The organism is Acinetobacter sp. YH12140 (assembly GCF_013418475.1).
Taxonomy (GTDB): Bacteria; Pseudomonadota; Gammaproteobacteria; order Pseudomonadales; family Moraxellaceae; genus Acinetobacter; species Acinetobacter amyesii.
Genome location: NZ_VPBZ01000006.1, coordinates 94,795 through 108,554, shown reverse-complemented (window position 1 = coordinate 108,554; position 13,760 = coordinate 94,795). Strand labels below are relative to the sequence as shown.

Below are 13,760 nucleotides of genomic sequence, written 5' to 3'. Positions count from 1 at the left end.
TCGTTTAGGACATCATGAAAATATTCAAGGATGCTACAGTTTTTGCACTTTTGGGGAGTGTTTTGCTGCTCAGTGCATGTGATTCAGGAAAAGAAAACAAAGCGACAAAGCCGGCCGATGATGGCGCTTCTGAAGCGGTCGTGATCAATCCAGATGTTTTGCCCTATTTAAATATTCGAGAGCAAGCCGCAAAAATTGCCAAACCGTTTTGTGAAAATAAAAGTTGTATTGATTTAGAGATACAAACCATTCAGACCGTAGATACGTGGTTGAATGGTTGGATTGAAAAAAATCAGGCCAGCGTCGTACAAGATCAGATTGCATTAAAGCAAAATATGAATCTCCAACAAGCCGTCGATGCGTATGTGAAAAAATCAGATGCTTGGCAGGCAGAGTTTAAAACCAATAAAGCCTATGAATTGGCCATGTACACACGAGTTCCTTATCAACGTAATCAATATGTGTTGCTGCAAATCGGTGTTGATACCAAACAGGAAAATATCACGGTCAAAGAGCGGTATTATTTTTTTGTGGCAGACCGCCGTGCGAAAAAGAATCTTAAACCTTTAGATATTATTGATGCAAAGCAACAGCAAAATATGGATGCTATTGTGCAGCAAGCCTATAGCAAATGGTTAGATGAACAAGAGGTAGATGTCAAAAAATCGGCACCGAAAAAACTCTATTGGGGCCAAGCAGATTGGTTCTTTGATCAAGAAGGTATCGGTTTGCATTATCGTACAGATGAAATTGTCAAAGATAGTAAACAACTGGATATTTATCTCAGCAAAGCGCAAACACAACAAGTATTGAAAGCTGACGTTTATCAGCATATGTTCTAATCAACGAAAGTATTTAATTTGATAAGATATTTACCAAAATAAATATCAATTATTCAAAATGAAAGGTTGAAGCAATGGTGCAAAAAAATAAAATTTGGGCAAGCTCAATATTGGCAGTTTCTGTTGCATTCACGGCGTGTCAGCCACAACAAGCTGAACCTGAAAAAAAGCCAGATCAAGCAAAAACTGAACAGCCAGATTTGAGTGCAAAACTGATTGGTGATGCGGAAAAATTACAACTGAATTTACCTGAATGTGATGGCGGGGTCTGTCCTGAAATTTCAGTTGAACGCTTAAACAGTAATCAAGCCTTTATTGATGACTTTATTGATGCGGAAATTCTAAAACAGTTAGGTGAAATTCTATCTGTATCGCCTTTAGAAGATAAAACGCTGAGTACTGATGCTCCCGCTGCAAGTGAAGTTCCTGCAGCGTCTGAAGCAAAATCTGCTTTGGCAAAGGTTGAAACGCCCAAATTAAAATTGGAAAAAGCCACGCAGCCTTACATGCAAGCGTTCTTAAATTTAGATAAAGAATTGAAATCTTTAAGTGCCAATCAGCAAATCAGTTTGATGATTAAACCTAAAATATTAAATGCTGAAAAACCCTTGGCAACAGTGGTTTTAAATACCAGTTCATATTTAGGTGGAGCGCATGGTTCTTCTGCACAGCAATATTATAACTTCGATTTAAGCACTCAAAAATTGGTGCAGCTCAACGACATATTATTGCCAAATCAACGTGCTGAGCTTGAAAAGCGGGGCTATGAAGTCTTTAAAACTTGGGTGAAAGATGCCAAGTTGGCAGACAATATTCAAGAATACGAACAGATTTGGAAATTTAAACTGTCTGATAATTTTTATCTGAGTCAGCAAGGTTTAATTTTGCAATATGCCGAATATGAAATTGGGCCGTATGTGGTGGGTTTACCACGTTTGACCATTCCGTATGATCAATTGCAAAGTGTATTAAAAAAGCAATATCTACCTCCAGTTGAAGCTGTTGAAGCCTCAGCCGCAAAAGCAAATTAATTAGTTCAATGACTTACTCACTGTTTGATACGCATACGCATTTTGATGTTCCCGATTTTGACGCTGATCGGGAACAGTTGGCGTATGCTGCCAAACAGGCGGGTGTCGATGCGTTGGTATTGATTGGTTTTGTACAGTCACGTTTTCAAGATTTGCTGCATACCCAAGAGTTTTTAGATCGTTTATCCAATGTTCCAACAAGCTATTTAGCTCCCGGCTTACATCCGTTTTATATTGAGCAACATCGTACAGAACATTTGTTGGATGTGGAGCAGATGCTAAAGCAGCATGATTGTGTTGCTGTCGGTGAAATAGGTTTAGATACCTTTTTGAAACAGCATAAACAGCCTGAACTTTTTCAAAAGCAGCAGCAGTATTTTTCCGCACAACTTGAGTTAGCACAGCAGTTTGATAAACCTATTTTGCTGCATATTCGTAAATCCCATGCGGAGGTGCTTTCGATGTTGAAAAAGCATCAATTTAAGCTCGGTGGTATTGCACATGCATTTAGTGGTGGTGTTGAAGAAGCGAAGGCATTTACCAAGCTAGGTTTTAAAATTGGTATAACAGGGCAAATCACCAATCCCAATGCAAAAAAATTACATCAAGTGGTTCAGACTTTGGGTGTAGATCATTTGGTCTTAGAAACCGACTGTCCCGATATGACACCCTTATGTTGTCAGCATTCGACGGAAGGGCGTACCCGTAATACGCCTGTTAATTTACCCTATGTATTGCAGGGGCTAGCTCAGAGCTTAAACCGTACTGAGTCTGAGATTGCACAGATCTTATGGAAAAATTCATTACAGGCATTGCATCTGGACGCTTAAGCGGCAACAAATATGACGCCGCTTGATTGAATCTGGCTTTTATTCGCATCGTGCATGCAATGATGGTTTTCTAAAAAAAGGCGCATTATGCAATTTCTAAAATGCTTTAGACTTGGCATTATGCTGTTAAATTATTTTGAGTGAGTTTCACATGGCACAAGGACTATTGGCTGGCAAACGCTTTTTAATCGCGGGTATTGCAAGTAAGTTATCAATCGCATTTGGTATTGCGCAAGCTTTACATCGCGAAGGTGCAGAACTGGCTTTTACTTATCCAAACGAAAAATTAAAAAAACGTGTAGATGATTTTGCTGAACAATTTGGTTCAACTTTAGTTTTCCCATGTGATGTAGCAGTGGACGCTGAAATTGATACCGCTTTTGCTGAACTTGCTAAACATTGGGATGGTCTAGATGGTGTTGTGCATTCAATTGGTTTTGCACCGGCACATACTTTAGATGGCGATTTCACTGATATTACCGACCGTGAAGGTTTTAAAATTGCTCACGACATCAGCGCATATAGCTTTATTGCGATGGCTCGTGCGGCAAAACCTTTATTGGCTGCACGTCAAGGTTGCTTATTGACGCTGACTTACCAAGGTTCTGAACGCGTAATGCCAAACTATAACGTTATGGGTATGGCAAAAGCGTCACTAGAAGCAGGCGTACGTTATTTGGCAACAAGTCTTGGCGCTGAAGGTATTCGTGTAAATGCGATTTCAGCAGGTCCGATTCGTACCTTAGCGGCTTCAGGGATTAAATCTTTCCGTAAAATGTTAGATCTAAATGAAAAAGTTGCACCGCTTAAACGCAATGTAACTATTGAAGATGTCGGTAATGCAGCATTGTTCCTTTGCTCGCCTTGGGCAAATGGTATTACAGGTGAAATTTTGTATGTTGATGCTGGCTTTAATACTGTAGGTATGAGCGCTGATCTAATGGCAGATGCTGAGTAATTCTCTTTAAGTTCCCTCTCCCTTTGGGAGAGGGCTAGGGTGAGGGAATAAAAACCTCTCCCCTTGGAAACAGTGTTTCTCATCTCCTGGAAGGAGAGGGAATAAATAAAGCATAAAAAAGACCGCAAAAGCGGTCTTTTTTAGATTTGAAGATAAGCGATTAAGCTTGGCCTTCAGCAGCAGTTTGCGCACGTTGCAAATTCGCTTCGAATTCAGCATCGAAGTTAATTGGTGTAAGCAATAATTGTGGGAAGCTGCCTTTAGTAACCATATCGTTCACAGCTTCACGTAGGAATGGGAACAAGATATTTGGGCAGTAAGCACCAAGAATGTAAGGAAGACGTTCTTCTTCAACGCTATCGATTAGGAAGATACCTGCTTGAGTAACGTCAACGATAAATGCAGTGTCACCCGCATTGTTCGCTTGAACGACAACTTTCAGTGAAACTTCGAAGTGTGTTGGATCAACTTTTTCTGCAGAAGAAGAAAGGTTGATATTTAGTTCAGGCTGCCATTCTTTAGTAAATACTTGAGCCCCAGGTACTTCGAAAGAAATATCTTTAGTATAAATACGCTCTAATGCCAATTGTGGTTGAGCTTGTTGTTCTTCACTCATTGTTTATTCCTTAATATGAGGTGACGATTTATGTTTAAAATTAAGATAGCATGCCGTCGAGTTTGCCTTCACGCTCTAAAGCATAAAGTTGGTCAAAACCGCCAATAAACTGATCATTAATAAAAATTTGAGGAACGGTACGGTGGTTGGTGCGTTGCATCAATTCAACACGTACTTCAGGCGCTTCATTTGATAAATTAATTTCTTTATAAGCCACGCCTTTACGCTCTAGGAGCTGTTTTGCACGAATGCAGTAAGGACATACAGTTGTTGAATAAATCGTAACTTCAGCCATGTTAATCTCCTAAGAAGCGCTTATTTGCTTTTAACTAGAGGTAAGCCTTGAGCTTTCCAGTTGCTAATGCCGCCGTCTAAACGGTATGCATCTGCATGACCGACTTGTTGCAATGCAGAACCTGCCACTTGACCAAGGTTACATACAAAAACCAACGGGCGATCAGAAGTTTTTAACTCTTCAATGTGTTTTGTAATTTGGCTATATGGAATATTACGGCTACCGCTAATATGACCTTCGCGGAAGTCTTTCGCATCACGTAAGTCAATCAATTGAGCATTTTTAGCTTTAACTAAAATCCCTAAAGATTGAGGTGAAATTTTGCGACCATTACGCTGGCCTTCAAGAATAAAGAACAGCACGACCAATACAGCCAGCGTTCCAAATAAGAAGGGGTGATTCCCCATAAATTCGAACCAACGTTCCACAATTCACCTAACTACAATTTTAAATTGCCAAGAGTATAGCCCATAAATATGGTGATCAAAATCACCCCTTCAAGGGCATGAACAGAATAAAAATTAATTTTTTTGCTGCGCTTCCGTGATTTCGTCGATCAGACGTAAATAACTGTCTAATCGGCGCGGCAAAATTTCGCCATTTTGAGCTGCCATTCTAAGCGCACATTGCTTTTCATGTTTATGCGTACAGTTACGAAACTGGCAATAGCCCAAATGTGACTCGATCTCAGGGAAACCTTGCTGAACTTTTTCCAGTTCTAAGTGCCATAAACCAAATTCACGAATTCCCGGGGAATCAATCAATGCAGAACCTTCACCAAACGCAATTAAGCGCGTAGAGGTGGTGGTGTGCTGACCAAGCGCGGAGTTTTCCGAAATAATATTGGTTTTTTGCGCAGCATCCGGAACAATGGCATTAATTAAAGTACTTTTACCAACCCCAGACTGACCTACAAATGCGACAGTTTCACCTGAAAGTCGAGCAGAAAGTGCGCTTAAGTCACCATCGGATTGGGTTTGCATAACCTCATAGCCCAAGTCACGATATTCTTGTAATAGCGTTAAGATCGGATCATTGTCTTTAAGCAAATCGGATTTATTTAAGACCAATAATGCTGGAATATCGGCATCTGCGCAGGCCACCAAATAGCGGTCAATCAGGCCTGGTGCTGGCTCAGGAAGCGGTGCAAATACAATCACAATCAGGCTGACATTGGCTGCGACAGGTTTCACTTTGTGATAACGGTCAGGGCGTGTCAGTAAAGATTGGCGTGGATGAATCGCGGTAATAATCCCTAAACCCGTGATCGGGTCAGCTTGCCATTTGACACGGTCACCCGTCACCAATAATTCGAGATTGGTACGGGTATGGCAGCGCCAAACACTGCCTAATTCGATGGGTTTCCAATGTGGTTCAGGTTCACCTGCTTGCACAATTGGTTTTTCAGGATGTTGGTCGGGTGTAGACAGCGCTTGAACTTCAAGTTGACGACCATAATGTTGGACGACCAAGCCTTCCAAATCTGCAGAAGTATCGATTTCTTCCTGACGAGATTTATGTTGCTTCTGAATGCGACGTTGCTGCTGTTCAGTCAGTCGGCGCTTACGAATTAAAGCCATTCATATCCTAAAAAACCATGAAAACTAGATGGCAAAAATAGCATGAAAGCAGGGTCTATTTACAGCGCAAGCCCAATAAATTTGCTACTATGTTCATTTTTACAGCCTAATAAGATTGCACATTTATGAGCAGCACACCTGATACACGCCTGATTTGGATTGACCTTGAAATGACAGGTCTAGATACAGATAACGACCAGATTATTGAAGTTGCAACAATTGTGACGGATGATAATTTAAATATTCTGGCGGAAGGGCCTGTGCTTGCGGTACATCAGTCTGACCGTGTGCTCAATGCGATGGATGAATGGAATACTCGCCAACATGGTCAATCAGGCCTAATCGAACGTGTACGTCGTAGTAAATTAACAGCACATGATGCTGAACAGCAAACTTTAGAATTTTTGAAAAAATGGGTAAATCCAAAATCATCACCAATGTGTGGTAACTCAATTTGCCAAGATCGTCGTTTCTTGCATCGTTTGATGCCTGAAATGGAACAATACTTCCACTACCGTAATCTCGATGTTTCATCAGTGAAAGAATTGGCGAAACGCTGGCGCCCAGAGATCATGGGGGGCTTGAAGAAAAATGCCTCGCATTTAGCAATGGATGATATCCGTGACTCGATTGCAGAGCTTAAATACTACCGTGAATATTTCTTTATTATGAATAAAGACTAAGGTTGTAAGATCGAAAAAGAGGCGAAAGCCTCTTTTTTTTATCCGAGAAATTTTCTCTATCGTTGATAGATGTTGGCTTGATGAATCTCGAGAAAACTTGCAGGTTGAGCCAAATCGGTAAAGCCAAATTGACGATATAAACCATGTGCATCCGCCGTCGCAAGCAACATGCGTCTTAGATCTACGGCGCCACATTTTTCAAATAAAGTACTCACAATTAATTTTGAATAGCCTTTGCCTCGATGCGCATCGGCGACATAAATATCGGCTAAATAAGCAAAAGTTGCATAATCCGTAATGGCACGACCAAAACCGATGAGTTCTTCATCGAGAAGTAAGGCCACGGCCAAAGAGTTTTCAATCGCTTTTTTCACCACATGTTTTGGAATATCTTTTGACCAATAGGTATGGCTTAAAAAGCGATGCACGGTATCTAAATCCATTTCATTTTTGTCATCGGTAATTTTTAAATTATTTGGCAGAGGATGGATGTCCATGGCAATACACACTTGAGTTTTAGATCTATGGTTATACTTTTTAAAGCAGACCTCCGTTCGCTGTAAATGTTTATTTTGATGGATTTAGACCTGATGCGAATGCCGCTCTGTTGCGCTGACTGCTGAATTGCGTTTTATCAAAGAAAATAAGTAGCGAATTTGCTAAAATGGCGGCTCATTTAACACAGCCTCCAAACCTATGACTGAACTGCTCCAAGATGATGAATATGACCGCCGTTTTGCTGGCGTAGCCAAAATATATAGTGATGAAAGTTTTCATCATTATGAAAAAAGTCATGTCATGGTGATTGGGATCGGTGGAGTAGGCTCATGGGCGGTCGAAGCTTTAGCGCGTACAGGTATTGGTGAACTAACCTTGGTCGATATGGATGTAGTTGCTGCATCGAATATTAATCGACAATTGCCTGCCATGAGCACGACACTGGGACATGAAAAAATTGAAGTGATGGCAGAGCGCTGCCGTGCGATCAATCCCCGAATCAAAATAAATTTGATTGATGATTATCTCACACCTGAAAATGTCAAAGAAATTTTGGCAGGTGCTCCTGACCTGATTTTAGATTGTATTGATGATGTGAAGGCCAAATTTGCCTTAATGCTACATTGCCGTTTTAATAAAATTCCGTTGATCGTTTCCGGTGGAGCAGGGGGTAAACTTGATCCGCTGAAAATCCGAGTCGCAGATTTATCAAGAACAGAGCAAGACCCGATGTTAGCCAAATTGCGCACACAATTACGCGGCAAAGGCATTTGTAAAAAGCCGAAAGAAAAGTTTGGGATTACCTGTGTTTATTCGATTGATAATCCATTTTCCAGTGCTGATGTTTGTCCAAGTGCGGGCTTACGTTGTGGTGGATATGGTTCAGCAGTAGTGGTGACGTCCAGCTTTGCGATGGTGGCTGTGTCAGAGGTGCTCAAAAAACTTGATGCAAAACGAGCAAAAGCATGACAGTTATCTCATTTTGAAAAAAATAAAGCACCGAATTCGGTGCTTTTTTTGTATATAGAATTAAAATCAGACACAATGTTGGAATAATTAAAATATTGATTTTTTTGGGGCGAGTATGTGGTTTTTACTGATACTAATTTTGGGGATGGGAGCACTTGCGTTTTGGATGTGGAAAAGACCCGATCCAGTGAAACGCGATCAGGCTAAAGCGGTTGGGCATGACTTGTGGATAGACCAATTAGATGCGCAGCTGAAATTCGCAGAACGTTTAATGCTTGATGCTCCAACCGACTATGCGCGTGCCTATGAGTTGTATCAAAATTTGGCCAAACAGCATGAAATTCCGCAGGCCTATGTCGCTATGGGGCAGATGCATTTACAAGGCTTAGGCCGAGAAGTCAGTGTGGAAAATGCGCTGGCTCTATTGGAAAAAGCCAATAGTTTAGGCAGTGATGATGCTGCATATGTGTTGGGGCAAGTTGAAGAAGGCGCCTATGGCGGAGTGCCCAATATTGAGAAAGCACAATATTGGTATCGACATGCGATTTCACGCGGTCATTTGGATGCACAATATCGACTCGCCGAATTAAACCCAGAAGATCAAACACATGCCGAGCGGCAACATTTAGATTTGTTGCAAAAAAATGCGGACAATGGACATGCCAATTCACAGTATCAATTGGCACAGTTCTATTTAAACCAAGCCACGCCAAATATTGCTCTAGGATTGGAATATTTACTGAAAGCTGCTCAACAAGACCATATGGCGGCTATTCAGCAATTGCAGCAATTCTATGCACAAGGAAAGTATCTTGCGCAAAATGATGAAAAGTCATTGCAATATTTAAAGCGAGGATTGCTACTCGGGCACCAGCAGCAGTTGTATGAATATTATCAAGCAGTATTGATGGGTAAAATCGACGTCGATCAGCGTCAGCGGGTTTATCATGATCTTTTGCAGCAGGCCAAAGAGCACAAAGTTGCAGCAGCCAGCCGATTATTAGGCATTGCACATTTTCATGGTTGGTACTTGGAGAAGCAGGAAACTTTAGGTTTTCGCTTTCTGACCGAAGCTGCTCAACTTAAAGATGCTGATGCAATTAGTCTTATTGCAGCGCTGTATTTTGAAAAGTATTTGGTTCGTGATGATCCGCAAAAAGCATTTGAGTTATATCAAACAGCGTATCAATTCAAACCATTATTCATTAACCAAGTTGGTTTGGCCCTATGCTATCTACACGGTGTCGGTGTTGAGCGAAATATCAAGCAAGCGCAGCAACTTTTAGTTGAAGCGGCAAGACACTTAAATGATATGTCCATTACTTGTGTCGCTGATCAAAACTATGTGATTGGACGTTTTTATGCATTGCCAGAATACCCTTTAGCACATCGTGATCAGTGTCTGAGTTATCTGGAAAAAGCCGCAGAACAAGGTTCGCAGGATGCTGCTTGGTATCTCTACCGTTTAGCCGTGGACAATATCTTGCCTGATCTACAGTTTGATGAAGCTCAAACCCAGCGAGCATTGTTGAAGGCGGCGAAATTAGGCCATCCTGATGCACTTACGCAACTAGGTCTAGTTAATTTAAAAGGACAATGGGGAACACAAGATTTCCAACAAGCGTTGCAGTATTTCTCGCAAGCGGCGGGATTAGGAAATGTGACTGCCTTGTACCAACTTGGTGAAATGTCAGAACATGGTTTAGGTGTACAGCAAGATTTAACTCAGGCACATAGTTATTATGCACAAGCGGCTCAGGGGATGAATGCTGCGGCGTTAACGCGATTGGGCTATTTATATATTCATGGCATGGGCGTAGAGCGTGATCTTAAAATTGCACAGCAATATTTGGAAAAAGCGGCCTTGCAAGGCTATGTCGAAGCACAAGAACAATTGGAGAATATTCACGCATTTTTAAATGCCAATTAATCGTGATGCAAGGCAGTAAGGTGGTATGAAGAGACCTGAAGTTTAGTTTGATGGTCTCTATATTTTTTTAATGCAGAAATAAATAGAGTAAAAATAACATAAAGAATTGATGTGGAAATTTGAATTTTTACTTACATAAAACCCAACAAAGCAGGCAGTTTATGCCTAGAAAAATATGAGTTTTTTTGATTAAATACCCCGCATATTTTATAAAAATCTGATTTTAGATAATAACGATGTTGAACAATATATATTCTGCAATTGAAAAATTGGGCATTAGTCCACAAAAACGTGCTTTGCACATTCAATTTTCCAATACCACGCTGAATAAACAAGTATTCTTGCAACGCATTGATGGGGAACATGCGCTTAGTACGGGTTTAAATGTTCAACTGATTTGTCTATCGACTTCTGCCACCTTAGAACTGAAACAATTTATTGGTACGCAAGTCGCAATCGATCAGGTGACCGATGCGGGGCAACTTTTTCGTATTACCGGGATCATTACTGAAGCATTTCAAGGCCAAAGTGATGGCGCATTAACGCTATATAAGTTGACCTTAGAAGATGCAACGGCATTGTGGCATAAGCGTCGTAATAGCCGCGTGTTTATGAATAAATCGGTCAAAGATGTGGTCGAGATTATTTTTAAGGAATGGCAAAAAAAGAGCCCACTTTTTGCAGCGAGCTTAAGTTTGGACTTAAGTGGCTTAAAAAAAGAGTATGACGTTCGACCATTCATGATGCAAAGTAATGAAACCGACTATGATTTTATTACTCGCTTACTACGCAGTGAAGGCATTCATTGGTTAATTGATGAAGCGCAGCATTTTGTCTCTTCCTCTTCAGCGCCACTCCAAGCCCAAAAGCTGCGTTTAATTGATGAAAATAGTCAATATCAGCCTCTAGATCGTCGCAATATCCGTTTTCATCGCAGCAGCGCTACAGAAAAGCAAGACAGCATGACCAGTTTTATCGGTCAGCGCAGTCTGCAGCCGACGTCGGTACATGTGCAGCGGTGGCAGGCAGATGTGCTTGAACAGGACGAGGGGGGTGGTGCAGTACAAAGCAAGCACCTACATAGTCAAAATCAAGATAATGCGAGCCTAAGCTTAGAGCAAGCATGGCATGTGAGCCCTGCATGGATGCAAGATCTGAATGGTGAAGATGCTGCAACTGCTTCTAATAGTGCTCAAGTTGAACGTCTCAATCAAAATTTTAGTGATTATTATGCGGCTCAAGCCAAACAATTTATTGCCAAAAGTACCGTACGTGATACGCAAGTTGGTTATTGGTTCAAATTGGATGAGCATCCAGAGATTGACCAGCATCGTGGTGCAGATCAAGAGTTTTTGATTTTATCTAAGTCTTTTTATAATCAAAATAATTTACCCAAAGACTTAACCGATCAAGTTACACAACTGATCCATCAAAGTCAGTGGCAAGTCAAACAAAGCGATGCGGATGAACGCCAAGCCAATACCTTGGCTTTACAACGTCGAAATATAACGACCGTCCCTGAATTTAATCCACTTACACATCGACCAGTAACACATCCCCAACGTGCCAAAGTTGTGGGGCCTGCCGGTGAAGAAATCCATGTTGATGAATGGGGGCGGATAAAAGTTCGTTTTCTGTTTACCCGTTCCGATGATCATGGCCATGATGGCGGTGCAGGTGCGAATAATAATGACACAGACTCGGCTTGGGTTGATGTACTGACGCCTTGGGCCGGTGAAGGTTATGGAGCGCGCTTCTTACCTCGCATTGGTGAAATAGTCGTCGTTGATTTCTTTGATGGCAACATTGACCGACCTTTTGTCGTGGGTCGTATTCATGAAGCGCAGCGTAGTCCCACTAAATTTGACAATAAAGGACAATTACCCGATACCAAAAAACTTGCGGGAATTCGTTCCAAAGAAGTGGCGGGAGAGGGTTTTGGTCAATTACGCTTTGATGACACCACGGGGCAAATTAGTACCCAGCTGCAAAGTAGTCATGGTGCGAGCCAACTGAACCTCGGTAAGCTCAGTCATCCAAAAGATAAAGCAGAAAGTGAAGATCGAGGCGAAGGCTTCGAACTTAGAACCGACCAATGGGGTGCAGTACGAGCAGGACAAGGTTTATTGGTTTCGACTTATAAACAAGATGGGGCCAAAGGTGAGCATTTAGATGCAAATGAAGCCAAGAGCCAAATTGAAAGTTCCTTAAAGAACTCTAAGGCTTTAAGTGAAGTTGCTAAGAATCAGCAGACAGACCCACTGGACGTTTTGGAAGGGCTTCAAGCATTTATCGAAGTTTTAAGTCAAAAAGATGAGAAAAAGGCAGCAGAATTTAAGTCTGCTGTCATGGTGTTGGCTTCACCCAATTCGATTGCTTTAAGCAGTAATGAAGATATCCATGTATCTGCAAATGGCCGGATCAGCCAAACTGCAGGCGAGAGTATGAACATTTCCACGCAAAAATCCTTAATTGGCCATGCCGGTAAAAAAATCAGTTTATTTGCAGCACAAGAAGGATTGAGAGCATTTGCAGGGAAGGGAAAGGTTGAGATTCAGGCGCAAGGTGATGGGGCAGACCTCATTGCACGTAAAGGCATTCAGATTATTTCAACCGAAGATACGGTATATATCACCAGCCCTAAAGAGATTAATTTAACGGCGGGTGGTTCACAGATCAAAATAAATGCTTCAGGCGTGTTTCCAACTACAGGTGGAAAATTTGAGGCGAAAGCGGGGCAGCATAAGTTTATTAAAGGACATAATGCAGATGAAACAATATTAGATTTACCTTTGTTAGAAGAGTGTGAATATAAAATGGAGAATGCATCTAACTCAGGAAATTCAGGTATTAAAATAGTATGAATAATTTTAAAAGATTAGATTTTGAAAGTTTTAAAAGATATAACTATATTTTATATGAGCAAATTCATTTTAGGAATCTTTTAAGTGTTTATCAAGAAAATAAAGTTAATTACAAAATTATCGCAATAAACTTATTTAAAAAAAGAGAAAAAGCTCCAATTTTAGTTGATCTTAAGTCAATGAATGCTGATGCATTAGAAGACTTTTATAATAATATTTTTTTGAAAGAGTTTTCTACTGGCTTGAGTTTGTTTCAAAACATGGGGTTGGTAAGTAATCTAGTAAAATCAAAGTTAGAATTTGATGATTTTTCGAAAATTATTACAAGTCTATTGATGTATAACTCGGAAAATATAATAAGATTTTATGATCCTAGAGTAAATATACATTTATTAAATATAAATCAATATTCCAATTTAAATTTAGAAATGAGAATTTGGTTGAGAAAGTTTAATAGTATATTTGATGAGTGGTGTATTTGTACTTTTGGTTGTTATTTTGGATTCATAAGCCAAGAATCTAAAAATGATGAGAAAATTAATTTTTCAATACACCAAATTGATAAAATTAATCAAAAATTTAAAAAGCATGATTTTGAAAGTACACAAGAAATAGAAATATTTCTCAAAGAAAACTATAAACGATTAGTGGTGAAGGATTAGTT

The 13,760-nt window shown here is 40.4% G+C and carries 14 protein-coding genes; 9 read left to right on the top strand and 5 right to left on the bottom strand.

The genetic code is table 11. The features are described 5' to 3' along the window. Positions 1 to 14 precede the first annotated feature (14 nt). The 4 genes from FTU75_RS09815 (at position 15) to FTU75_RS09800 (ending at position 3,661) form a co-directional block, all read left to right on the top strand. The gene (locus FTU75_RS09815; protein WP_180115863.1) at positions 15 to 842 is read left to right on the top strand and encodes a hypothetical protein; all 828 of its coding nucleotides are present in this window, start codon (positions 15 to 17) and stop codon (positions 840 to 842) included. Positions 843 to 916: 74 nt separating this feature from the next. Beyond that, complete coding sequence (locus tag FTU75_RS09810; RefSeq protein WP_180084685.1) at positions 917 to 1,873, top strand: RsiV family protein; 957 nt, start codon at positions 917 to 919, stop codon at positions 1,871 to 1,873. A gap of 8 nt (positions 1,874 to 1,881) precedes the next feature. Further along, positions 1,882 to 2,703 carry a TatD family hydrolase gene (locus FTU75_RS09805; RefSeq protein WP_180115862.1) on the top strand — a complete coding sequence of 274 codons (822 nt, stop codon included), beginning with the start codon at positions 1,882 to 1,884 and terminating at the stop codon, positions 2,701 to 2,703. 151 nt (positions 2,704 to 2,854) lie between these two features. Then, a complete protein-coding gene (locus tag FTU75_RS09800) occupies positions 2,855 to 3,661 on the top strand; it encodes an enoyl-ACP reductase (protein ID WP_078189642.1) in 807 nt (268 codons plus the stop codon). 160 nt (positions 3,662 to 3,821) lie between these two features. Here the strand turns inward: FTU75_RS09800 and secB are convergent, their stop codons facing one another. From secB to rsgA, 4 genes are all read right to left on the bottom strand, one after another. After that, positions 3,822 to 4,277 carry a protein-export chaperone SecB gene (gene secB, locus FTU75_RS09795; RefSeq protein ID WP_078189641.1) on the bottom strand — a complete coding sequence of 152 codons (456 nt, stop codon included), beginning with the start codon at positions 4,275 to 4,277 and terminating at the stop codon, positions 3,822 to 3,824. A gap of 40 nt (positions 4,278 to 4,317) precedes the next feature. Next, positions 4,318 to 4,572, bottom strand: coding sequence for a glutaredoxin 3 (grxC, locus tag FTU75_RS09790; RefSeq protein WP_078189640.1), 255 nt, complete (start codon positions 4,570 to 4,572; stop codon positions 4,318 to 4,320). A 20-nt stretch (positions 4,573 to 4,592) separates the two neighbouring features. Then, the gene (locus FTU75_RS09785) at positions 4,593 to 5,000 is read right to left on the bottom strand and encodes a rhodanese-like domain-containing protein (RefSeq protein ID WP_078189639.1); all 408 of its coding nucleotides are present in this window, start codon (positions 4,998 to 5,000) and stop codon (positions 4,593 to 4,595) included. 93 nt (positions 5,001 to 5,093) lie between these two features. Then, entirely contained in the window at positions 5,094 to 6,152 is a 1,059-nt protein-coding gene (gene rsgA, locus FTU75_RS09780) for a ribosome small subunit-dependent GTPase A (protein WP_180004539.1), read from the bottom strand. Positions 6,153 to 6,277: 125 nt separating this feature from the next. Here rsgA and orn point away from each other — a divergent pair, with 125 nt between their 5' ends. After that, positions 6,278 to 6,835: an oligoribonuclease gene (gene orn, locus FTU75_RS09775; protein WP_180115861.1), complete on the top strand. Its 558-nt coding sequence runs from the start codon at positions 6,278 to 6,280 to the stop codon at positions 6,833 to 6,835. Between the two features lie 56 nt (positions 6,836 to 6,891). Here the strand turns inward: orn and FTU75_RS09770 are convergent, their stop codons facing one another. After that, on the bottom strand, positions 6,892 to 7,332 hold the full coding sequence (locus FTU75_RS09770) for a GNAT family N-acetyltransferase (RefSeq protein ID WP_180115860.1): 441 nt from the start codon (positions 7,330 to 7,332) through the stop codon (positions 6,892 to 6,894). Positions 7,333 to 7,531: 199 nt separating this feature from the next. On the opposite strand from FTU75_RS09770, the gene FTU75_RS09765 reads away from it, so the two are divergent. The 4 genes from FTU75_RS09765 (at position 7,532) to FTU75_RS09750 (ending at position 13,758) form a co-directional block, all read left to right on the top strand. After that, positions 7,532 to 8,302: a ThiF family adenylyltransferase gene (locus FTU75_RS09765; protein WP_180004537.1), complete on the top strand. Its 771-nt coding sequence runs from the start codon at positions 7,532 to 7,534 to the stop codon at positions 8,300 to 8,302. 115 nt (positions 8,303 to 8,417) lie between these two features. Continuing rightward, positions 8,418 to 10,232, top strand: coding sequence for a tetratricopeptide repeat protein (locus FTU75_RS09760; RefSeq protein ID WP_180115859.1), 1,815 nt, complete (start codon positions 8,418 to 8,420; stop codon positions 10,230 to 10,232). Positions 10,233 to 10,468: 236 nt separating this feature from the next. After that, complete coding sequence (locus tag FTU75_RS09755; protein ID WP_180115858.1) at positions 10,469 to 13,096, top strand: type VI secretion system Vgr family protein; 2,628 nt, start codon at positions 10,469 to 10,471, stop codon at positions 13,094 to 13,096. Beyond that, positions 13,093 to 13,758 carry a hypothetical protein gene (locus tag FTU75_RS09750; protein ID WP_180115857.1) on the top strand — a complete coding sequence of 222 codons (666 nt, stop codon included), beginning with the start codon at positions 13,093 to 13,095 and terminating at the stop codon, positions 13,756 to 13,758. The genes FTU75_RS09755 and FTU75_RS09750 overlap by 4 nt, the downstream gene beginning before the upstream one ends. The last annotated feature ends 2 nt before the right edge of the window (positions 13,759 to 13,760 follow it).